The organism is Blautia parvula (assembly GCF_020215665.1).
GTDB classification, from domain to species: Bacteria; Bacillota; Clostridia; order Lachnospirales; family Lachnospiraceae; genus Blautia; species Blautia celeris.
In genome coordinates this window covers 4,334,855-4,357,694 of record NZ_CP084061.1, presented here as the reverse complement: position 1 = coordinate 4,357,694, position 22,840 = coordinate 4,334,855, and the positions used below count along the sequence as shown (strand labels likewise).

Genomic DNA, 22,840 nt, shown 5'->3' with positions numbered 1-22,840 from the left:
CCATGGAATTACAGTCAGATATGGAAATAAAAGAAGCCTGCGGTGTATTTGGCATCTTTAATCCAAACGGTGAGGATGCTGCGTCATCCATTTACTACGGCCTCTGCTCTCTGCAGCACCGGGGCCAGGAATCCTGCGGCATCGCTGTTTGTGATACCAAAGGTCCCAAAGGCAACATGAATACTCACAAAGGAATGGGGCTGGTAAGTGAAGTCTTTAAGGATGATATCCTCGAGAAGCTTCACGGTAATCTGGGTATCGGCCACGTCCGTTATTCCACCACAGGGGCTGCCACTCTTTCAAACGCGCAGCCTCTGGTATTGAATTACATTAAGGGAACACTTGCTCTGGCCCATAACGGGAATCTGGTGAACACTCAGGACCTCAGATGTGAACTGGAACAAACCGGAGCAATATTCCATACAACCACGGATTCGGAAGTCATCGCTTACTGCATCGCCAGGGAAAGAGTCCGCACTCACAATGTAGAAGAGGCAATTCTGCATACGGCAAAAAAAATACGCGGAGCCTATGGACTGGTCATTGCCAGCCCCAGAAAGCTGATAGGCGTCCGTGACCCTCTTGGCCTGAAGCCGCTCTGCCTTGGCAAACGTGATTCATCTTATATCATTGCTTCCGAGAGCTGCGCCCTCTCTGCAATCGGCGCAGAATTTATCCGTGATATCCGTCCGGGTGAGATTCTCACCATCACGGCGGATGGCATTACCTCCAACTGCCAGCTATGCCAGGAGACTCATGCACACTGCATTTTTGAGTACATCTATTTTGCGCGGCTGGACAGTACCCTGGACGGCGTCAATATCTATGATGCCCGCATCCGTGCAGGCGCAGCCCTTGCGGCGGCATATCCTGCAGATGCAGACCTTGTGACCGGCGTCCCGGATTCCGGGATTCCGGCAGCTAAAGGCTATTCGGAAGCGTCAGGGATTCCATTTGCATTAGCCTTTTATAAAAACAGCTATGTGGGAAGAACCTTCATCAAACCGACACAAAAAGAGCGTGAATCAAGCGTCCGGCTGAAATTAAATGTTTTAGAACCTGTTGTGCGGGATAAACGTATTATCCTTGTTGACGACTCCATCGTCCGCGGCACAACCATAGCGAACCTCATCCGTATGCTGAAAAAAGCCGGAGCAAAAAGCGTTCATGTTCGTGTCAGCTCTCCACCGTTTCTGTATCCTTGTTACTTTGGAACAGATATTCCATCCAACAAACAGTTAATTGCTTCTTCCCACACAGCTAATGAGATCTGCGCCATGATCGGTGCCGATTCCCTGGGTTATATGAACCCACGGGACCTGCAGTCCATGGTGGGAAAACTGCCTCTGTGCAAAGCCTGCTTTGACAGCCATTATCCCATGGATATCACAGGCCATACAGCAGACAACAAACAATAGATAATCTATACCTGTTTCCTGCTGTTATCAACAGTAATTGCGGAGATGCGCGGTCATTTCCCGTGGCCGTCATTTTCCGATTACATATATCACATTTTTCTTTATGCAAAGGTGCGTATTTTCAGAGTCTCCCATAACTCTTAAATACGCACCTTTTTTGTTTTTATTCTGGGAAGGAAAATGTAAAAACTTGAAAAAGGAAGGAGATATTTTTATGAGTGATTTTTCATCTGTAAACACGATCTGGGTACTTTTAGGCGCCGCACTGGTCTTCTTTATGCAGGCAGGCTTTGCCATGGTGGAGACCGGTTTTACACGGGCCAAAAACGCCGGCAATATTATTATGAAAAACCTGATGGATTTCTGTATCGGTACCCCTGCCTTCTGGCTGGTGGGCTTTGGTATTATGTTCGGCTCCCGCAGCGGCTTTTTCGGTTCCGTGGCAGGCATTGCCTCTGAATCCAATTACGGCACAGCCATGCTTCCGGACGGTGTTCCGTTCTGGGCATTCCTGATCTTTCAGACTGTTTTCTGTGCAACCTCCGCAACCATTGTCTCAGGTGCCATGGCTGAGAGGACCAAATTTTCATCTTACTGCATTTACAGCCTTCTCATCAGCTTGGTGGTATACCCCATCTCCGGTCATTGGATCTGGGGCGGCGGCTGGCTGGCACAGATGGGATTCCATGACTTTGCAGGTTCCTGCGCGGTTCATATGGTAGGCGGAATTGCTGCCCTTGTAGGTGCCAAAATTCTTGGCCCCCGTATTGGCAAATACTCAAAAAGCGGCAAATCAAAAGCTATCCCGGGCCACAATCTGACTGTAGGCGCCTTAGGTGTCTTTATTCTCTGGTTCTGCTGGTTTGGATTCAACGGTGCCTCCACGGTATCTATGGAGGGCGATGCCATTGTCTCTGCCGGAAAAATATTTGTCACAACCAACCTTGCCGCTGCTGTGGCGACCGTTACAGTCATGTGCATTACATGGATCATGTATAAAAAACCGGATGTTTCCATGTCACTGAATGGTACGCTGGCAGGACTTGTAGCCATCACGGCAGGCTGTGACACCGTTTCCCCCACATCCGCTGCTGTCATTGGCATTCTGGCCGGATTCGTGGTTGTATTCGGTATTGAATTTATTGATAAAATCTGTAAAATTGATGACCCTGTGGGCGCTGTCGGCGTTCACGGTATGTGCGGTGCACTGGGAACCCTCTGCGTGGGCCTTTTCTCAGACGGTGCAGGCACGCAAGCCAAAGGACTTTTAGTTGGCGGCGGTTTCCATCAGTTAGGTGTACAGTTCATCGGCTTCCTTGCAACTGCAGCCTGGGTTGTTGTGACTATGATTGTTATTTTCCAGGCAATCAAACACACCGTCGGCCTCCGCGTATCCGCTGATGAGGAGATTGCGGGACTGGATATCAGGGAACACGGACTTACCAGCAGCTACGCTGACTTTGTAACACAGGATTCCATGGGCACAGTTCCAAGCGTCATGGGCACAGCCAAAAAATACACCCCGGCATCAGAAGGCTCCTCTGCCACGCAGGCCCCTGCTGAAGTACCAGGGGAATTTCCAAAAGAAGGAACCACAGTACACAAACTCACAAAAGTGGTCATTATCACAAGACGCAGCAAGCTGGAAGACTTTATGCACGCCATGAATGAAATCGGAGTGACTGGTATTACTATCACCAACGTACTGGGCTGCGGAATCCAGAAAGGCTCCACCACCTATTACAGGGGTGTTGAGATGGATATGAATCTTCTTCCAAAAGTCAAGATAGAGATTGTCGTCAGTCTTGTTCCTGTCCAGAAAGTGATTGATACTGCAAAAACGATTCTTCATACCGGGCAGATTGGAGACGGCAAGGTATTCATATATGATATAGAAAATGTAGTTAAAATCCGTACAGGAGAGGAAGGTTTCCTGGCACTTCAGGACACTTCACCTGAGGAGTAAAATATAACTTTCCACAAAATAGTCCCGCCGGACAGCATCCGGCGGGACTATTGCGTGTACCTGTTGTTCATTATCTGCGGTTCATTTTCTTTCTCTTAGCAGAAACCACTACTGCAAACACAGCGCCTGCGGAGAGAACTGCCAGCATCAGATAGCCTGCCATGTTCATGGTATCTCCCGTCTTCGGAACTGTCTTGGTCAGTTTCTTAAATGTTACGGAAATCTTGTGGTTTGCGCTCACATCCTCAAATGTGTACTTGCTGTTTTTCACGGTAACAGCCTTGCCATCCACAGTAACCTGGGAAATCTGGTATCCCTTGTTTGGAGTGATGGTGAATGTCGCGTCATTGCCTTCCATAACTTTAACGCTGCCGGAAGGAGAAATCTTACCATTGGAACCTGCGGATGCAGTGATCGTATACTGTTCTTTTACGCTGAAAGGAACTGTAATGGTCTTCTTCTCAACAGTCATATCTGTCCAGCCTTTTTCTGTATACTCTTCCAACTGGAACACTACCTGAAGTTCCATTTTTCCTGCTTTATTCAATGTCAACTTCGCGGTATACGGAGATTTTTTCCAGGTACCCTTTGCAGAAGCACCCCATTTCCAGCTCTCAGGAACCCATCTGGTATCCTGTGATTCCGGTTTCTGATTGTCCATGCCGTTTCCGTTTGCTGCAATATTTACAACAGCATTTTTGTCATAGACGCCGTTTACTTCGATGCCCGTCACGCTGGAACCCTCGAATGTGATAATTGTCTTTGCGGATGAGCTGCTGCTCACCTTGCTCTCCATTGCCTCATCGGGGTTATATTTTACTCTTGTCACAAAAGAATATCTTGTGTTTGGTTTTAATCCGCTGAAAACTTCGCTGTCCTGCCATTTTACAGGATTTCCGTTTTCAAGCACTGCATATTCCTGACCGTTTACGGCTCTGAGGGTAATGCTGTTTTCTGTCCTTCCGATGCAGACCGGAGCTTCAGGAGCCGCTGCTGCTGCCTTTTTGGTCGTAACTTTCAGAACATCGCTGACAGGGCTTTCCATCTGTTTGTCTTTGTCAAATTTGACACGTGTAACAAACTTATATTCTTTGCCTGCTGTCAGTCCCTTGAATTCGCCTGTACTGTTCCAACTGATATCGCCGCTGTCCAGATATACGCCGTATTCCAGGTCTGCTGTGGAGGTATCAAGTTTAATCGTTGTGTCTGTCTTTTCCGCAAGCTTCGGAGCTGCTTTCGGCTTATCTGCCGCTGCCTTTAATGTGTGTACCTCTGCTGCTACACTCCAGTCACTGTCAGAATATGGTTTATCAGCTTTATCGTTACCCTTGATCATAACATAAGCCAGATAATCTGTGTCAGGCTTCAGGTCCTTGAACTCACCGGTATCATTGGTCAGCTCCACTGCTTTTGCCTTGCTGTCCTTTAATGCCAGCTTATAACTGTAAGTATACTTGTCGGCGTCACTGCCAGGTTTCAGCACAACACTTGTGTCTGTCACTTTTTCAACAAGAGGTTTCTCTGGTGTATCCGCTTTTTGCGGCGTATTCTTGTCAGTATTGGTATTTGTCGAATTGTGTATCTCATTGTCTTTATTTACCAAGGCATTATTCTGCTGTTGGTGGCTCTTAGAGGTATCTCCCTTCGGCTCTTCCTTTTTATCCCCGTCTGTTTTTGGTGGATCGAGGCTGTCAGATGGTGGATTTACTGCCGTGTTATTATCTATGGCCGGCGTTTCATCCAGCGTATTTCCCATATCTGTCGGTGGGTTTACATCACCACTGCCATCCGGTTTGTTGGTATCATCCGGTTTCTGTGTCTCGTCTGGTTTTTCCGTCCCGTCCGGCACATTTACTTTATTGCCTTCTACACCGGTATTCGTCTGATCTGTTCCCTCAGGTTTTTGAACTTCAGTGTTTAAACTGTCATCCTGCGGTTTATTAGTTTCTGCATTTTTATCTGTATCATCTGTCTTTGGCGTTTCCTCAACTTTTGGAGTTTCATTCTTTACCTCTTCCTGCTTTGGAGTCTCCGCCTGTATTGCTGCAGCTTCTGTTTTTACTTTCAGCTGATCTGCATCCTGTACTGTCTCTGCATCTTTTGTCTTCTGGGCAAATACATACTCCGTCTCAGCCTTCAGTCCTGTAAATGAAACTGTCTTTGCCGTCTTATCATACTGTTTATCTTCTGCCCATTTCCATGTGCTTCCATTTTCCTGAATGCCGTATACATACCCCTCTTTTGTCTTCAGGGTCACGCTGTCCGCCGTCTTCTTGGACAGTTCCGGTTTTCCTGCTGCCTCTGTGCTCTTGCCCGTCCCCTCTTCCGCTGCGGAAACATAAACGGTTGCCATGGAAAATACCATGATAAAAGTAAGAAACATCGCCAGCATTCTTTTCACTTTACGCTTCATAATCTTTCACCTCTTTCATTCATTATCTGCCTGTGAATAACCACTCCTTTTCTATATTACTATTATAGCAAATCGTCGTTGCAATGAATAGTATATTAATAAACTTTAAGAAAACTTTGTCGATATTCCCCAAATATCCTGTTCAATATCTGGCAGTAATTTTTATAAATCTTCGTAAGAAACCAGAAAAAAACAGGGATGCTATCTTGACTTTTTCTTTTGGGTAGTATAAAATTAGAGGGTCGTAAGGAAATATCATAAATATTATGTTTCTGTAGCTCAGCTGGATAGAGCGACCGCCTCCTAAGGAGGAACCAAGGTTATCACTTCCTGAAAAAACTTTTGGGTTCAAATCTAGTTAAGAAGAGTAAAAATTGACACGAAGGTGTTACCCTAATAGGTGAGTGCTTTGATGTCACCAACATGAAAAATAATAGTAATTAACAGCTTGAAAAAAGCTGATAATTAAATAAAGGTTGCCATTACCAAAAAGCCGGAAAATCGCGTGTTTTCAAGGGAAAATGGCATTTTGTCTCGTTAGTTAAATGGATATAACATGGTCCTCCTAAGACTAAATTATAGGTTCGATTCCTATACGAGACGGCCAGTCAAAAGCGTTCGATTATTAGCAGAAATGCAAATAATGGGGCGCTTTTTTGATAAAAAAAATGCATGATTTTATTGCTTTGAGGATGATTTTCAGCTAATACAATGAAATAATTGTTAGCTGGCAGCTAATAAAAAATAGAGTTTTGCAAATAGACTGTATCAGAGATATTGCTAACATTTGGGGAAGTATCTGTTGTCACCATTGATTTAGGAATGTAAAATACAGTAGATCAAAGGAAAAATTCTTTGCAGAATATAATTTGCAAACATATATTAGCTGAAACAATAGAGAAATATATTAGCTATAGCTAATAGAAAACGAGATGCTCGTTTGGAACTGATTTCAAAAATAATCGGATCCAGACGGGCTTTTTTTGTCTGACCGAAGAAGGAGGAAATGATGACGGAAGTAACGAAAGAATTTATTCCGAAGAATGAAGATGAGAAGATTATTGAAATTGAGATTGAAAGACTCTGTTCTTTTAAAAATCATCCTTTTCAAGTGAAAGATGATAAAGAGATGCATTTGCTAAAAGAAAGTATTGAGAAGTACGGAATTCTCAATCCATTGATTGTCAGGCCTGTGCCAGATGGAGTCTATGAGATTATATCCGGTCACAGAAGAAAACATGCAGCTGAGTTACTGGGGTATCGAAAAGTACCAGTAATTATCCGTGTGATGACAGAAGATGAATCTATTTTGAATATGGTGGATTCTAACCTGCACAGAGAAAAAATCAGTTTCAGTGAAAAGGCTTTTGCTTACAAAATGAAAAATGATGTGCTGAAAAGAAAATCAGGTAGGAAAAAAGGTCAAATTGACCACAAAACAAAAAGAAAGAGAACAGTAGAGATTATCAGTGAAGAATGTGGAGATAGTCCAAAGCAGGTACAAAGATATATTTCATTGACGAAACTAATACCTGAGTTCTTACAGAAATTAGATGATGAATTGATATCTTTTAATCCGGCAGTTGAAATTTCAGCATTAAAAGAAGAAGAACAAAAACAACTATTAGAAGCAATGGATTATGCTCAGGCTGTTCCGTCTTTATCACAGGCACAGCGGATTAGAAAATTGAGCAAAGAAAACCAACTTACATTAGAGAAGATGCAGGAAATTATGAGTGAGATAAAAAAAGGTGAGATTACGAGAGTTGCCTTTACGAATGAGCAGCTTCACAAATATTTTCCAAGCAGATATACACCGGCAATGATGAAACGAGAAATTATAGCATTATTGAAAATCTGGCAGAATGAAAATTGGGAGAAATAAATGGAGGAAAACAGTATGTGTAAAGTTATTTCAGTAGTAAACCAGAAAGGCGGAGTTGCAAAAAGTACAACGACTTTAAATCTTGGAGTTGGGTTGGTAAGACAAGGAAAAAAAGTGTTATTGATCGATGCGGATCCACAGGGAAGCTTAACTGCAAGTCTTGGATATGTAGAACCGGATGATATTGGAACAACTCTTGCAACTATTATGATGAATATTATCAATGACGAGGAAATTGCTGAGGAAGAAGGCATTTTACATCATGAGGAACAAGTGGATCTCCTACCGGCCAATATTGAGTTATCAGCCTTGGAAGTAACTATGAGTAATGTAATGAGCAGGGAGCTGATCATGAAGGAATATATTGATACGATGCGATCACGATACGATTATATTTTGATTGATTGTATGCCGAGCTTGGGAATGATGACCATCAATGCTTTAGTAGCTTCTGATACGGTTTTGATACCTGTACAAGCTGCATATCTGCCGGTTAAAGGACTTCAACAGTTGATCAGGACTATTTCTATGGTAAAGAAGAGATTGAACCGAAAGCTGACGATACAGGGAATTCTTTTGACAATGGTGGATTTTCGTACTAATTACGCCAAAGATATTGCTTCCAGAGTGAGAGAAACTTATGGATCTAAGATTTCTATCTTTGAAAATGTCATTCCACTATCAGTTAAGGTAGCTGAAGCAAGTGCGGAAGGAAAAAGTATTTATTGTCATTGTCCAAAGGGAAAAGTATCTATGGCTTATGAAAATCTGACACAGGAGGTTTTGGAAAATGAAAAGTAGAAGCGCAGAAAAAATCAAATTGACAAGCATTGATGAATTGCTGGGAGTAGTCAATGAAGAATCGGCAATGGAGATTGATATCAGTAAAATTCATGCTTTTAAGGATCATCCATTTAAGGTATTGGATGACGAAAAGATGACAGACTTGGTGGAGAGTGTAAAGGCAAAAGGGATACTGACACCAGTTTTGTTACGATCCGATGGTGAAGATGGATATGAGATGATATCAGGTCATCGAAGAATGTACGCGGCTATTAGAGCTGGCTTGGAAACAATTCCTGCAATTGTCAGAGAGCTGTCAGATGATGATGCAGTAATCGCCATGGTAGATGCCAATATTCAACGAGAAGAGTTACTTCCGAGTGAAAAAGCATTTGCTTATAAGATGAAACTGGATGCGATGAAGAGACAGGGAAAAAGAGCTGATTTAACTTGTGGTCATAATGGCCACAAGTTGGGTAAGAAATCAAGAGAAGAGTTAGGGGAACAAGTAGGAGAGAGTGCTCGTAATGTTCAGCGTTACATTCGACTTACAGAATTAATCCCGGAATTATTAGATATGGTAGATGCAAAGAAATTGAATTTTACCATTGCCGTTGATATTTCCTACATTGATAAGGAAATGCAGAAATGGATTTATGAGTATATCCGGGATACAGGATTTATTAAACCAAAGCAGATTACAGCTTTGAGAAAACAGTTGGAAGAAGGACCAGTGAACCAGGGATTTATGATCTCAATTTTTAATAGTTGTATAGTGGTAAAAGCACCGGAACGAAAAGTGGTGTTATCAGGAAAGAAGCTTACAAAATATTTTCCGGAAGACTATTCGGAAACGGATATGGAAAAGGTGATTGAGACATTACTGGAACAATGGAAAAGAGAACAGAAATAAGGGTTGTCAAAATAAGACAACCCGAAGAAAGAAGAGATACAGAAGTTTAAAAAAAGGACTTCTATGAGAGAAAGGAAGGGAGGAAGATACATGGATAAAAAAATGAATTTTAAATATTTTTATGGAACAGAAGCAGACCAGTTTAGTTTTTACAGAATACCCAAAGCTTTATTTACCAATGACTGTTTCAAGGATCTTTCCAGTGATGCGAAGATCTTATACGGTTTGATGTTGGACAGAATGTCTTTATCTATTAAGAATCAGTGGTTTGATGAAGAAAATCGGGCATATATCTATTTTTCCATTGAAGATATCATGGAATTATTGAATTGTGGCAGAAATAAAGCGGTGAAATCTCTTCAGGAGCTGGATGATGAAAAAGGGATAGGTTTGATTGAAAAACGTAGGCAGGGATTTGGAAAGGTTACGATCATCTATGTAAAATCATTTATTCAGGAGGAATGTGAGGAACAGAAAAAAGAAAAACCAAAGATGGTGAAGTTTACAAATCAAACTTCAGTAGAGGAAGAAGAGACAGAAGAAGTTTACATTTCAAACTTCAAGAAGTCCCAAAAACAAACTTCAAGAAGTCCCGAAAATAAACTTCAAGAAGTTTACATTTCAAACTCTAATAATACTAATATTAACAATACTAATCTTAGTGAGAATAAATCTAATCCTATCGTATCTGCAGATGGGATAGGATCCGAAGAGGATGAGATGGAAACATTACATGCGTATCAATCTCTGATCAAAGAAAACCTGGAGTATGATGCCCTACTTGTGAGTCATCCTCATGACAAAAATCAGATTGATGAAATAGTGGATCTGATTGTAGAGACTGTCATGTGTAGGAGTGATAGAGTATTGATTGCAAGCAACTGGTATTCAGGAGCTTTGGTAAGAGGAAAATTCATGAAGCTGGATTATTCGCATGTAGAGTATGTGCTGCATTGTCTGGAAGGAAATACGAGTAAAATCAAGAATATCAAGAAATATTTACTTGCAGCATTGTTCAATGCTCCTTCAACGATAAGTGGGTATTACCGGGCAGAAGTAAATCATGATATGCCATGGCTGGCAAGATAGCGAGGAGGATGGATATGGGGATTTTAAAAGTGTCAGGAAAAGTGTTATTGATTCCATTGTGGTTTATTGTTTCAATCATAGGTGTCGGAGTGAAACTACTAGTACATATGGTGGCAATCGCAAAAAAGATATTGGGATTTGGAATTGTAGTTTTGTTTATAGGAACAGTGCTCTGTTATCAAGACTGGATACAGGCAGCTTTTTTAGCTTGTATGGGCGGTGTTTTGAAGTTTATTGTATTTGCCGGAGAATTTATAGATGCTGTAATGGACTTATTTAGAGAAAGAATATGTGCATTGATTTTAGGTTAAAAAAGATGATGATAGTTGAAATAGTCATCTTAGTAATTTCAGATGAAAAGAGCCTCTCCTTCATGGAAAGGCTCTATAAGAAAAGTCCAAACTGGGATTTGTCTGATTAGCAATTATCTTTTGCAATTTATAACTGCATCAAAAAGAATACCAGTACACTCAAGAGTATTGTTACTGTCCCCATTATGATAAACATCATGGAAGTAAATCTTTTTGAAATTGGTCTATCAATATAACACTTTTTAGGATTGTTTGGATTATAATAAACTGTCATCTTACTGTTGATAGGCCACAACTGCTCCGCAAGTTGATGCAAATTTGCAATAGCTCCAGTTTTTACATGTAGCCATCCTTTTTCATCTTCATAGACTTCTGGTTTCATCGGTACAGGTACTCCTGATAGTTGCGTTGTTTTAATTCCTCGAAATTTTTTCTTTGCTTTATAACAAGTTCCATTCACAAAGTACTCAACGATTGGGTACACTCTTCCATTTCCAGGAAACCCATATTGTTTAATAATACCGTCTGTCTTTTTTGTACACAATTTATTTTGTCTTTTTACAATGATATTGAAAGTAACTCCTAGCAGAACTAATATTACACCAAGACCTCCAACTGTCATCAATTCTAACCATGCAATTTGTATTTCAGACATAGTTTCATCACCTCAAATTCTTATTTGTCATTTTTTTCAGTATATCATAATTATTATCTCTTCGGCAGATAAAAAGTTTTTACTTCTACAGAAATTTCTTCAAAGCCCATTTCTACATAATAATCTCGGATGAAAACGGATCGGTAATAATCCTGTAAAGAATAAATATCAAGAGTTTTAAAATCGACCAAACACAGCGGGATCGGTTCTTTCTTTTCATCTTCATATTTCCAATATTCTAAAGAAGCAGCAACTTTATCAAGGCAACTTTGGCAGAGATGATCCGTTAGATTTCTTTTGTTCAATTTATAGTTTTCCGGTAACGTGATATCTATCTCAGCCATTCCTCTGGAAACATCTCCATGAGAGGAATAGGTGATTTCGCCTGTGTTTCCAAAAAGCATATTTGAACTGGTCTTATTTAATATTTCATTTCCGCTTTCATCATATGCTTTCAGTTGGAAATCTAAGACGTGCCAATCATTAAGAGAAATCAGTCCAACCGTATCAAATTTTCGATAATAGTCCATCATACTATAATCAGAGCTTCCACATAAATAGCATGTAGAGATATCATTCAGGCTTGATTGCAGATCGTCAAAGGTTATTTCTATCCGTTCTTTTGGGGCGTCTGCTTTCAGGGAATGTGTTAGAAAAATACCGTGATGTTGATGGATAGCATAACCGATGAGAAAGGATACAGCTAATAGGATGGTGCACCAGAATAAATCTTTCCTGATATGATAATATTTTTTTCTTTTTTCATGCATAATCGAATTCCTCCGTGAAAAAATATAGTGTACTTAAAATAAGTCCGTTTAAAACATTCTACCATTATTTGTACTTAAAATGAACTTGAAATATGAACTTAATATGTACTTATAGAGATGGAGAGAATAATCATGGAGAAAGAGAAGCATTTAGGATTACGGATTGATGCTGAAACGCATAAAAAACTGAAAAGCCTGGCAGAATTTGAAGGGCGTTCAATCAATGGAGAAGTGTTATATTTAATACGTCAGGCGATCATGGAATTTGAAAATAAGCATGGCGAACTGAAATAAAAGAATCTTCATATATGGATATAAGAAAAGCCCGTTCAGTTGTATGGAACGGGCAAATTTTATTTGGCCAGGAAGTTGCTCTGTATTTCCAACGGCATATTGTAGTTCTGACCACGCTTGATCAGACTGTATAACTTGAAGCTCATGAGTTCCGGACTGGAGTTTAAGCAGCTACAGAGCCCGAAATAGTTCAGGTCTTCGTTCTTTGACAGGTCTGCGATTTCTTTATCATCCAGGATAAGATCTGCAGCGAAAAGGTTCGCTTCGTATTCCGTATTATCCCTCATGTTATATAAGACATCATCTTTCATTGGCGCCATTTTGAGCTGAGAACGATGCAGAATGATGTGACCGAGTTCGTGGGCGGCAACAATCTTTTTCTCTTCCTCAGAGAGAAAACTGCTTACCATAACATAAATGGTTTGGCAGCTCATGAAACAGTATCCTTTTAATTTTTCGTAGCGGTCTGTTTCTCCAACGATCACATTCATTTCTTCCAGTATTTCAAAAGGATCCCTGGTCTTGAACTTTTTTACAAGTTTTTCTACTTTGTTGTAAATATATGAATTCCCCAAATATATCACCTCGTGTATGAATCAAACAGAAGTGGTAATGTACTTCTGACAATAAAACTATATCCTATAGGCTGTCCCATAATCACCCCATCTATTTGGCATCTAAATATTTCTTTGGTGTAAATTTCTTTGCACGTCTCTTGGAATCCAGATATAAAGACTGGATTTCATCCATAAAGGCCGTTTTGTCTTCATCAGAAAGTTCCCCGCCGGCGAACATTGCAGCGGCTTGTTCTAAGATCTGCTGAGCCTGTTTTGCTCCGCGGTTTCCAAATTGTTCAGATGCTTCTGTGATAAAAGTCTCTTCTTCTGTCATGAGATAGGAGATATCACAGCTTAAAATGTCTGCAAGTTTCTGGTAAAGATCGTGCTTCTTTGGGTAACGGCCTTCAATTTCCCATCCCCGAACAGTCCGAAGGGAGACACCGACAGCATCGGCTAATTGGGTTTGGCTGAGTCCTTTGTTCTTTCTTAAATTTTTCACTTTTTCACCGAATGTCATAAAAATACCTACTTTCTAATTGGCGTTTCAGGATCCCTGTGTATGATGCTGAAACGGTATAGGAAATAAATTTCCCATAATCAACAAGTTGCCTCTTGACAAGAGGCGAATGATTGCCTATAATGTGAATCACAACAGAACGGCAACTACTTGCCTATAATATAAATGATATTTCCTTTTTTGTCAATGGATTTACTGAAAATTGCCTGTTTTGGCACGATCTCTATCGTGTGAAAACGAGTTGGGATGAGATCTGATTGCTTATGGGAAAGAGAAAGATAGGCAACTTATGGGAGGTGATTGATTTGAAACAGAAGGAAACATTCCTCTGTATTGATCTGAAATCTTTTTATGCTTCTGTTGAGTGTGTGGAAAGAGGACTGGATCCGTTTACTACCAATCTGGTTGTTGCAGATCCGGACCGATCGGTATCCACCATTTGCCTTGCCATCACGCCGGCTATGAAAAAGCTGGGGATCCGAAATCGTTGCAGGATCCATGAGATACCGGATCATATCGAATATATTGTAGCAAAGCCGAGGATGCAGCTCTATATGGAGTATTCGGCAAGGATCTATGGGATTTATTTAAACTATATGGCAAAAGAGGATATCCATGTTTACAGTGTGGATGAGTGCTTTATGGATGTCACAAGATACCTTTCCCTGTATCACCTTACAGCGAAGGAAATGGCACAAAAACTGATGGATGCGGTCATGGAAGAAACCGGAATTACAGCAACAGCAGGAATCGGAACCAATCTGTATCTTGCAAAGATCGCAATGGATATTGTGGCAAAACATATAGAGGATCATATCGGAATGCTGGATGAGATCTCTTACCGGGAACAGTTATGGGGACATAAACCATTGAGTGATTTCTGGCGCATTGGTTCCAGAACAGAGAGAAAATTAGCCGGATATGGAATCCAAACGATGGGGGATATCGCACTTGCCTCTATTCAATCGGAAGACTGGCTGTATAAAATGTTTGGGATCGATGCAGAACTATTGATCGATCATGCCTGGGGCTGTGAATCCTGTAAAATGAGTGATATCAAGAATTATCATACAGAAGAGCATAGTCTTTCCAATGGACAGGTATTGATGAGAAATTATACAATTGAAGAAGCTGCTGTTGTTGTAAGAGAAATGACAGATGTATTGGTTCTGGATCTGGTGGAAAAGGGGCTGGTAACGAATTCTGTAACCTTGTGGATCGCTTACGATCATCGTTTTGAGAGGGAGTCATCGAAAGGAACCGTAAGGTTTCCGGATTGTACCAATCGCTCCAGGGAAATAATCGATACAGTAGAAGCACTTTATCGAAAAATCGCAGATCCATATACCGGAATCAGACGAATAGAAATTATTGCAAATAAGATAAAGCCGGAAGGATATCAGCAATATACTCTTTTTCAGGATTCCATAAAAGCAGAAAAGGAAAGACATCTGCAGGAAGCCGTATTACAGGTGAAAAAGCGTTATGGAAAAAATGCGATCATGCGGGGATCCAATCTGTTGGAATGCTCCACCTATCGAGAGAGGAACAATCAGGTTGGAGGACATCGTGCATAGGAGGTGAAAATATGCTGGCAGAGGCGTATCAGAAATATTTATATGTTCCAAGACCGGTTTCCAAGAGATACCCTATGGATGTGCAGCACAGAGCGAAACAATTTGCCCCTTTTGCAGCACTTCGGGGATTTGAAGAGATCGTACGGAAACAGGAAATACTTTATGAACAAAGGAAGATGTTATCCGAAGAACAAAAATGCGGATTGGATAGGAAGCTACAGATGGTTTCTGTTGGAATGAAGATACAGGCAACTTATTTTAAAGAAAGCCGGGAAATGAAACCGGCAGGCCAGTATCATACGATTTGCGGAACCGTTGAATTTTTTGATCCATCGATTCATTTACGGATTGATGATACGATCATTTTGATCCCGGATCTTTGTGAGTTATCCGGAGATATATTTGAAGAATTGGAATTACCTTGTTAAATACAATCGGCAGAAATTCTTAGGATTCTGGGTGAGTGGGAATCCGGAGAGAATAAGGATGGATGCGCCAGATCAACAAAGCAGGTCTGGGATTTGATGATCATGCTGTTCGTGCAGCTTTGGCACTTACGGAATGGACAACATGATGCTCATAAGGCGGATTTGATTTCCCTTTGATCCGTTGAGTAATAAAATGGAATTTTTTATTATTGCTTAAAGGAGGAAGCCTATGGGATCAGATGCTATCAGATGGCATGTACATTGCTCTGTATGCGGAGCATTTATTGAAAAAAGCGCACATTGCGATTCAGAAGTAGAATGTAAGAAATGTAGAAGCACTTTGGAGATTTTAGTAAAAGATGATATTGTTTCAGTACGGCCTTTGCACATCAAAGACGAAAAACTGAAAGAAAGAATGCGGGTATATTCTCAAAAAGTGATGAATTCCCGAAAGGAAACTAAATAAAATGATCTGTCAGGATAAGCGGTGGATTTGGCTGGAACCATCAAGGCTGCACCTGATAGCAAGAGTTTGTCAAGGAGCTGAACCTGACTGGAATCATGAAGAGCCCGGCAAAACATTTGCAGATACAATGCAGGATGATATTTCATTCTGTGTCTGTGGAAGCATTTGTTTTGCCGGCTTTTTTTGTTTTCTCAAAAATTTAAAAAAAAGTTGAGTTTTTAACCTGTAAAACAGGGCTTTTTCCTTTCGATATATAGAGGGCAAAGTTTCGTGTGCAAAAATCAGAGATGATACGGAGTTTTGTATGATATAGCCGAAGGAGGTAATTACATAGGAGCTGCGGGCTCCCGTTCAAAAAAAACGGGTGAGTTCGTGGCTAATTGTGATGAGTTTTTTATAGAGTTCATGGATCACCCGTAGCCGTAAGGCAGAAAGGTGGTCCATATGTTGACATTAAAAGAATTAAAGAAAGTAGTAAAAGTGGCAGGTATGACAAAGAGAGTCCCTTCTGAAAAGGCGTTAGAAAAAGAAGAGATTGTAGTAAAGGAAATTCTGAGTGGGGAATGTGATATTACCGTTTACGCAAATGGGTATGTGTTATACAGGGAAAACGGAAAGAAAACCATCTTTCCACTCCATTCCTGTAAAGATTATCAATACATGGATGTGAAGGAAGATCGAAGCATTATGAACGAAGAATTTTTTGACAACGAAAACTGGTACATTCGTCTGTTAATGGAAGCAACGGATCGTATGGAAATAAATCAGGCTAAAGTGGCATCAAACCATAGACTCGTTTCGTATAGCGATTATGCGGATGACAGGATCTTACTGCTAGATCCAGCTTCAGATCTTCTCGACCAGTATATTGAAAAAGAGGTGGTCCGCGATTTCTTAGGTTGTCTGACTGCCAGACAGAAAGAAATCATCCAGTTATTTTACTTTGAAGAAATGAATCAAGAGAAGATTGCGGACTATCTTGGAATCAGACAGCAGAGTGTTTGTGAAATGCTGCAAAGAGCACTTTCTGTCATGAAAAAACATGCAGATGCAGAAAAAAAATAAAAAAAATTAAAAAGCACCCTGTAAAATAGGCCATTTTCCTTTCGTTATATGAAGACGTTTCTAAGAAACACTTCATGTACCTTGAAAAGAGAATAGCCTGCCCGGAGTGATACCTGCCTTGAATGTGCATTGTGCGTGTCCTGACAGAGAAAACGTTTTGGAGATATGGACTCTAAAACAGGAACGGATCCGGGGAAGAGAACAGGAAAACGCTTAAATCTTAAATAAAAAATAATTGTCTGAATCAAAATGAGGATGACAGTAGAAATCATATGGCGGTGTTTGTTTGAAAAGGCAGATACCGCCATATATTTGTGCTGTTATCTCAGCAAAGTGCTGACTGTCCCAAATAGCACAAGACTAGGAAAGGAGGGGATTATTTTCAGGAAAGAATGATGGAAAACGATGAACAAGTATAACGGATAAATAAGATTCAGAAGAAAGGAAGGATTTAAGAACATGAAAGTGAAACAAAAAGCAAAGCGGGTTGTATCCGGATTGCTGACAGCGGTCACTCTTTTATCTACGGTGTTATCACCAATCAACAGTTATGCTGCGGAGCTTCCGAAAGAAAGAAAACTGCCTCTTTTGGAAGAGGTACAAAGCCAGCTAGATGAAGATGAAATTGTTTTGGCAAAGGATCATCAAGTGGAAGTGGGAACAAGTTTTGACGTGAAAACAGATTTTACAGGGTTAGAGATCAAGGATTCAGCAAAGGTAAAGATTACTTTTGAGGAAGCAAAGAATGAGCAGGGAGAGGATTTTACAACATCCCACGCAGATACCTATAAAACTGTTTATTATGTAGAAACGGTCAATCAGGAACATCCGAATTATCAGATCAGCAGAAATGTAGTCGTAAAGGAAATAGAAAAAGAGAGTGAAAGTCCTTCAGCAGATGCAGAGCAATCCGAAACAAAAGAGACGGAAGAAGATAAGGAGGATTCAGAGAAGCCGTCAGAAATCCCAATAGAGACACCGGATGTATCAGAAGGAAATGCTGCTTTTGATGCTTTGGTAGAACAGATGACAGAGCAGGATACCTTTGATGAAGGATCGGGATTAGCATTACATGATGTAATGGAACAGGCAGTAGAACAAGGTGTTGATTTTAATGGAATGGAACCAGGTGAGATTACTACAATCAAAGCGATGGCTAGAACTGCAGGTGTAGGATCTCAGCAGGTAACTATTGAAAAAGGTCCAATATACCGATATGCAGACTACGGGCTTGGAACATATCTTACAGAGCCGTATTATATTTCTTATGGAAGTGTAAGAGCAACGGCTTATTGTATCCAGCCGGCAAAACCGGGACCAGAATCCGGCACTTATACAATCACAAAGCTGGCTGACAATCAGGCTCTTGCAAAGGTATGTTATTACGGTACCGATGCGGCAGGTGCAGAAAGTTATTTTGCGAACAAGCACAGTGATTTTTCAGCAGGAAAGAGATTTATTCTTGTCCATATGGCGGCGGCTTATGCTTATGGCAGTAGTGATGCGTTCTATGGAACCAATGCAACAGGACAGGAACTAGCAATGGATATTTACAATTATTGTGTAAAGAAGCCTGAGATACCGGATGTGTCTATGTCATTTTCCGATGCCAATGTAAAGGCTTATGTAGAAGGAAATACACAGCGTACAAAGGAAATCACATTCCATGCGGCAGGACAGCAGAGTGTGACGATCAGCCTTCCATCCGGAGTGCGTTTTCACAACGTAAGTACAGGAAGTACAAGCGCACCGGGAGCAAAGGTAACGATCCAAGGTGGCACAAAGTTTTACCTTTCTGCACCGCTTACACAGGCAAGTGATACTGCAGAAGTATTTGCTACAACCATGGCAGGCGGCCTGGAAAAAGATTATTCTGCGTATAAGCTGACAACGAATTCCAGTACCCAGGATCTTGCCTTTATTTTTGGAGAAGGTGTGGAAACAACAAATAAAGTAAGCCTGAATGTTACATGGACAAAGCAGGCGGAAATTGCGATTGTAAAAAATGATAAAGACACCGGAAACCATCTGGCAGGAGCCATTTATGGTGTTTACCGTGATAAGGAGTGTTCAGATCTGATCACGCAGATGCCAGCAACAGATAGCAAGGGCGGTTCTAAAGTAACGATTGAAAAAATACAGGATGTTGTGTATGTAAAAGAGATCCAGCCACCGGCAAATTATCAGGTAGATCCAACTGTTTATCCAGTAGATGTCAATATCGGTAAAACAAGTACAAAGAATGTTCTGAATGAACGTACTTATGCAAAGATCCATCTGATCAAAGAAGATGCACAAACAGGAGCAAATCCACAAGGAGATGCGACTTTAGAAGGTGCGGTGTATGGCCTCTATGCGAGAGAAAACATTGTACATCCAGATGGAACAACAGGAATTGTCCATAAAGCCGGTGATCTTGTATCTACCTTAAAAGTAGATCAGAAGGGAGATGCGGTGGTTAAAGACCTGTATCTTGGAAAATATTTTGTAAAAGAGATCCAGGCACCGGAAGGATATCTGTTAGACGAGACAGAGCATGATGTGGAATGTTCTTATGAAGGTGGCACAGTTCCAACGATAGAACGTACTGTGAAATCAACAGAACTTGTTATGAAACAGCCGTTCCAGATCATAAAAGCTGCGAACAATGGAGAAACGGATGCAGAGCTGTTAAAAGGTGCAGGCTTCAGCGCTTACTTAAAGAGCAGCCTGGAGAAAAAAGAAAATGGAAGTTATGATTTCTCCCATGCAGAGCCAGTCATCCTTACAGCAGATGGTAAAACGGAAATGTTCACAGATGAGAAAGGGTATGCGTGCAGTATTCCGCTTCCATACGGAACGTATATTGTACGAGAAACAACCACACCTCATAATTATAAACCGGTAGAGGATTTTGAGATTACCATCCGTGAAAACAATCCGGATAAACCGCAGGTTTGGAAGGTACTGCTGGATAAAGAGTTTTCTGCAAAGTTAAAGATCATCAAAAAAGATGATGAAACAAAGAAACCGGTGTTAGTAGCCGGTACAGAATTTAAAATTTATGATCTGGATCATAAGAAATATGTGGAACAGGTAACAACCTATCCTACGGTCACAGTCCATAAATCTTTCTTTACGGACAGCCAGGGATACCTGATCTTACCGAAACACTTAGAGATCGGGCACTATCGTATTGAAGAAGTGACAGCACCGGATGGATATGTTGTCAACAAAAACTATGTAGAGATCACCGTGGATTCGGATACTGCCTATGAAGTAGATGGAGTAAGTGGAGATGTGATCATTGAAGTTTCCTATGAAGATCAGCCGGTAAAGGGAAATCTTATTGTGTATAAGAAAGGTGAGATGCTTTCTGGTTTTGAGAATGACTTTATCTATGAGGAACAGTATCTTTCCGGAGCAGAATTTGAAGTAAGAGCTGCAGAAGATATCTGTACTCCGGATCATCAGAAAGATGCAGATGGAAACCGTATCGTACTTTATGCAAAAGATACGCTCGTGGCAACGATCACAACGGGAGAGAGTGGAAAAGCTGTAGCAAAGGATCTTCCTCTTGGAAGATACTATGTAGTGGAAACTAAGGCACCGGAAGGATTTGTATTAAATCCAGAACCGGTAACGGTTGCATTAACATATCAGGATCAGGAAACACCAGTCGTTGAAGCAGAAGCAATGGTAGGAAATGACAGACAGAAGGTATCAATTTCCGTAGAAAAACAGGATATAGAAAACGGGCAGGTATTATCCGGAGCTTTGTTTGGCATCTATAACAAGAAAGATATCCAGGCAAATGGAAAAGTTCTTGTGAAAGCAGATACCTTATTACAGGAAATGACATCCGATGAGAACGGTATGGCAACATGCACCCTGGATCTTCCATTTGGAGAATACTATGTAAAAGAATTAAAAGCGCCGGAAGGTTTTGTTTCTTCGGATGAGGTGCTGGAATTTGTTGCAGAGTATCAGGGACAGGAGACAAAGCTTGTTTTCTTACAGACTGTAAAGAAAAATGAACCAACTACAGCAGAATTCACAAAGTCTGATCTGACTACAGGCGTAGAGCTGGAGGGTGCAAGATTGAAGGTCATGGATAAAGATGGAAATGTTATCGATGAATGGACATCTGAAAAGGATAAGCCACATGTGATCAAGCGTCTGGTTGTCGGAGAAACCTATACCCTTCATGAAGAATTTGCTCCATATGGTTATCTGAAAGCAACGGATGTGACATTTACGGTCAAAGATACTGCCGAAGTACAGAAAGTGGAAATGAAGGATGAAGTACCAAAAGGACTTTTGATCATCAACAAAAAGGGAGAATTTTTAGAGAAGATCACCCTTTTGGATAATGTGAAAGGAACGGTAGAACATTTCTTTGAATATATCACAGGAAACTTAAGTGAAGTCACTTTTGAAGTCTATGCTGCAGAAGATATCAAGGCTGCGGATGGTGTAAGCGCAAACCATTATAAGAAAGATGAGCTGGTAGGCACGATCACAACCGATGAAAAGGGAATCGCAAAAATGGAAGACCTTCCGGTAGGAAAATATTATGTGAAGGAAGTGAAAACGGCACATGGTTTTGTACTGGATGGAGAGCCTAGATTTGTGGATCTGACCTATCGCGATCAGGATACGCCAGTGGTTACTTTTGATGAAGAATGGCAGAACAACCGCCAGAAGATAAAAGTAACTGTCCTTAAAAAAGCAAAGGATACAGACCGTATGCTGGAAGGTGCGATCTTCGGGTTATTTACAAAAGAAGAGATCAAAAGCAGAGATGGAAAAGTCCTGATGGAAGCCGGAACGCTGATCGAGCAGAAAACAACGGATGAAAATGGACAGATCCTTTTCAAAGCAGATCTTCCAGTAGATGGAACTTATATCGTAAAAGAAATCTATGCTCCGGATGGTTTTGTGACATCGAAAGAAGAAAAGGAATTCTCTTTTGAGTATGGAAAACCAGAAGAAGCCGAGGTTTCCTATGAGTTTGTTTTTGAAAATGAGCCGACAACGGTAGAACTTACGAAAACAGACCTTACCACAGGAAAAGAACTTCCGGGGGCACATCTGAAGGTGACAGATGAAGACGGAAATGTAATCGATGAGTGGGTATCTACAGAGAAAGCTCATGTGATCAAAGAGCTGACAGTTGGAAAATCCTATACGATGACAGAGACAAAACCGGCAGATGGATATGTAACTGCAGAGAGCATTACCTTTACAGTAGAAAATACTGCAGAAATCCAGAAACAGGAGATGAAAGATGATGTGACAAAGGTATTGATCTCGAAACAGGATATTGCAGGAAAGGAACTTTCAGGTGCAAAACTGACCATCTTGGATGAAGAAGGAAATGTGATTGAAAGTTGGACTTCAACAGAAGAGGCACATTATATAGAGATGCTTCCAATCGGAACATATACGCTCCGAGAAGAGACAGCACCGGAAGGATATCTGATTGCAAAGGATGTGGTATTTGAAGTAAAAGATACCGCCGAAGTGCAGAAGGTTGTTATGGTTGATGAGGAAAAACCAAAGGAAAGCACTCCGGAAGGTGGAAAACCGTCGAAAGATGCACCTAAGACTGGGGATAACTCCAATTTGCTTTTATGGCTGATCGTGCTTGGAATGAGCTTAAGTGGAGTGGTAGTCCTTGGAAGAAAAATAAAGAAGAAATAATGTAAGGGAAAGCGTTCATGGAAACCTGAGGGAATCTGTGAACGC

Annotated in this window: 18 protein-coding genes and 1 tRNA gene; 14 read left to right on the top strand and 5 right to left on the bottom strand. The window is 40.9% G+C overall.

Annotation, left to right across the window (positions count from 1 at the left end; genetic code table 11):
• Positions 1 to 2: 2 nt before the first annotated feature.
• Entirely contained in the window at positions 3 to 1,418 is a 1,416-nt protein-coding gene (purF, locus tag LC508_RS20205) for an amidophosphoribosyltransferase (RefSeq protein ID WP_033143936.1), read from the top strand.
• A gap of 214 nt (positions 1,419 to 1,632) precedes the next feature.
• Entirely contained in the window at positions 1,633 to 3,384 is a 1,752-nt protein-coding gene (locus LC508_RS20200; protein WP_033143937.1) for an ammonium transporter, read from the top strand.
• Between the two features lie 70 nt (positions 3,385 to 3,454).
• Here the strand turns inward: LC508_RS20200 and LC508_RS20195 are convergent, their stop codons facing one another.
• Positions 3,455 to 5,797, bottom strand: coding sequence for an InlB B-repeat-containing protein (locus tag LC508_RS20195; RefSeq protein WP_103731561.1), 2,343 nt, complete (start codon positions 5,795 to 5,797; stop codon positions 3,455 to 3,457).
• A 531-nt stretch (positions 5,798 to 6,328) separates the two neighbouring features.
• On the opposite strand from LC508_RS20195, the gene LC508_RS20190 reads away from it, so the two are divergent.
• The 6 genes from LC508_RS20190 to LC508_RS20165 all read left to right on the top strand — a co-directional run bounded on the left by LC508_RS20190 (position 6,329) and on the right by LC508_RS20165 (position 10,778).
• Positions 6,329 to 6,400 (top strand) — tRNA-Arg (locus LC508_RS20190).
• Between the two features lie 406 nt (positions 6,401 to 6,806).
• Complete coding sequence (locus LC508_RS20185) at positions 6,807 to 7,682, top strand: ParB/RepB/Spo0J family partition protein (RefSeq protein WP_009268923.1); 876 nt, start codon at positions 6,807 to 6,809, stop codon at positions 7,680 to 7,682.
• A gap of 15 nt (positions 7,683 to 7,697) precedes the next feature.
• The gene (locus LC508_RS20180) at positions 7,698 to 8,483 is read left to right on the top strand and encodes a ParA family protein (protein ID WP_009268922.1); all 786 of its coding nucleotides are present in this window, start codon (positions 7,698 to 7,700) and stop codon (positions 8,481 to 8,483) included.
• Positions 8,473 to 9,378 (top strand): ParB/RepB/Spo0J family partition protein, encoded by a 906-nt coding sequence (locus tag LC508_RS20175; RefSeq protein ID WP_009268921.1) that lies wholly within the window; start codon positions 8,473 to 8,475, stop codon positions 9,376 to 9,378. The genes LC508_RS20180 and LC508_RS20175 overlap by 11 nt, the downstream gene beginning before the upstream one ends.
• A 90-nt stretch (positions 9,379 to 9,468) precedes the next feature.
• Positions 9,469 to 10,467, top strand: coding sequence for a DUF6017 domain-containing protein (locus tag LC508_RS20170; RefSeq protein ID WP_016439424.1), 999 nt, complete (start codon positions 9,469 to 9,471; stop codon positions 10,465 to 10,467).
• A gap of 14 nt (positions 10,468 to 10,481) precedes the next feature.
• Positions 10,482 to 10,778: a hypothetical protein gene (locus LC508_RS20165; RefSeq protein WP_009268918.1), complete on the top strand. Its 297-nt coding sequence runs from the start codon at positions 10,482 to 10,484 to the stop codon at positions 10,776 to 10,778.
• Between the two features lie 127 nt (positions 10,779 to 10,905).
• Here the strand turns inward: LC508_RS20165 and LC508_RS20160 are convergent, their stop codons facing one another.
• Both LC508_RS20160 and LC508_RS20155 read right to left on the bottom strand, forming a co-directional pair.
• Positions 10,906 to 11,433 carry a DUF3592 domain-containing protein gene (locus LC508_RS20160; protein ID WP_009268917.1) on the bottom strand — a complete coding sequence of 176 codons (528 nt, stop codon included), beginning with the start codon at positions 11,431 to 11,433 and terminating at the stop codon, positions 10,906 to 10,908.
• 53 nt (positions 11,434 to 11,486) lie between these two features.
• Entirely contained in the window at positions 11,487 to 12,203 is a 717-nt protein-coding gene (locus tag LC508_RS20155) for a hypothetical protein (RefSeq protein WP_016439425.1), read from the bottom strand.
• A 132-nt stretch (positions 12,204 to 12,335) separates the two neighbouring features.
• Here LC508_RS20155 and LC508_RS20150 point away from each other — a divergent pair, with 132 nt between their 5' ends.
• Positions 12,336 to 12,497, top strand: coding sequence for an Arc family DNA-binding protein (locus LC508_RS20150; protein WP_009263236.1), 162 nt, complete (start codon positions 12,336 to 12,338; stop codon positions 12,495 to 12,497).
• Between the two features lie 59 nt (positions 12,498 to 12,556).
• On the opposite strand, the gene LC508_RS20145 is transcribed toward LC508_RS20150, so the two are convergent.
• Both LC508_RS20145 and LC508_RS20140 read right to left on the bottom strand, forming a co-directional pair.
• Complete coding sequence (locus LC508_RS20145; protein ID WP_225305238.1) at positions 12,557 to 13,081, bottom strand: ImmA/IrrE family metallo-endopeptidase; 525 nt, start codon at positions 13,079 to 13,081, stop codon at positions 12,557 to 12,559.
• An 82-nt stretch (positions 13,082 to 13,163) separates the two neighbouring features.
• Positions 13,164 to 13,574: a helix-turn-helix domain-containing protein gene (locus LC508_RS20140; RefSeq protein ID WP_009268915.1), complete on the bottom strand. Its 411-nt coding sequence runs from the start codon at positions 13,572 to 13,574 to the stop codon at positions 13,164 to 13,166.
• A gap of 305 nt (positions 13,575 to 13,879) precedes the next feature.
• On the opposite strand from LC508_RS20140, the gene LC508_RS20135 reads away from it, so the two are divergent.
• From LC508_RS20135 to LC508_RS20115, 5 genes are all read left to right on the top strand, one after another.
• Positions 13,880 to 15,151 (top strand): Y-family DNA polymerase, encoded by a 1,272-nt coding sequence (locus tag LC508_RS20135; RefSeq protein WP_009268914.1) that lies wholly within the window; start codon positions 13,880 to 13,882, stop codon positions 15,149 to 15,151.
• A 74-nt stretch (positions 15,152 to 15,225) separates the two neighbouring features.
• Positions 15,226 to 15,579 carry a hypothetical protein gene (locus LC508_RS20130; RefSeq protein ID WP_225305237.1) on the top strand — a complete coding sequence of 118 codons (354 nt, stop codon included), beginning with the start codon at positions 15,226 to 15,228 and terminating at the stop codon, positions 15,577 to 15,579.
• Positions 15,580 to 15,808: 229 nt separating this feature from the next.
• Positions 15,809 to 16,045, top strand: a complete 237-nt coding sequence (locus LC508_RS20125; RefSeq protein ID WP_009268912.1) for a hypothetical protein — start codon at positions 15,809 to 15,811, stop codon at positions 16,043 to 16,045.
• 444 nt (positions 16,046 to 16,489) lie between these two features.
• The gene (locus tag LC508_RS20120) at positions 16,490 to 17,110 is read left to right on the top strand and encodes a sigma-70 family RNA polymerase sigma factor (protein ID WP_016439427.1); all 621 of its coding nucleotides are present in this window, start codon (positions 16,490 to 16,492) and stop codon (positions 17,108 to 17,110) included.
• A 459-nt stretch (positions 17,111 to 17,569) separates the two neighbouring features.
• On the top strand, positions 17,570 to 22,795 hold the full coding sequence (locus tag LC508_RS20115) for a SpaA isopeptide-forming pilin-related protein (RefSeq protein ID WP_225305236.1): 5,226 nt from the start codon (positions 17,570 to 17,572) through the stop codon (positions 22,793 to 22,795).
• Positions 22,796 to 22,840: the final 45 nt, after the last annotated feature.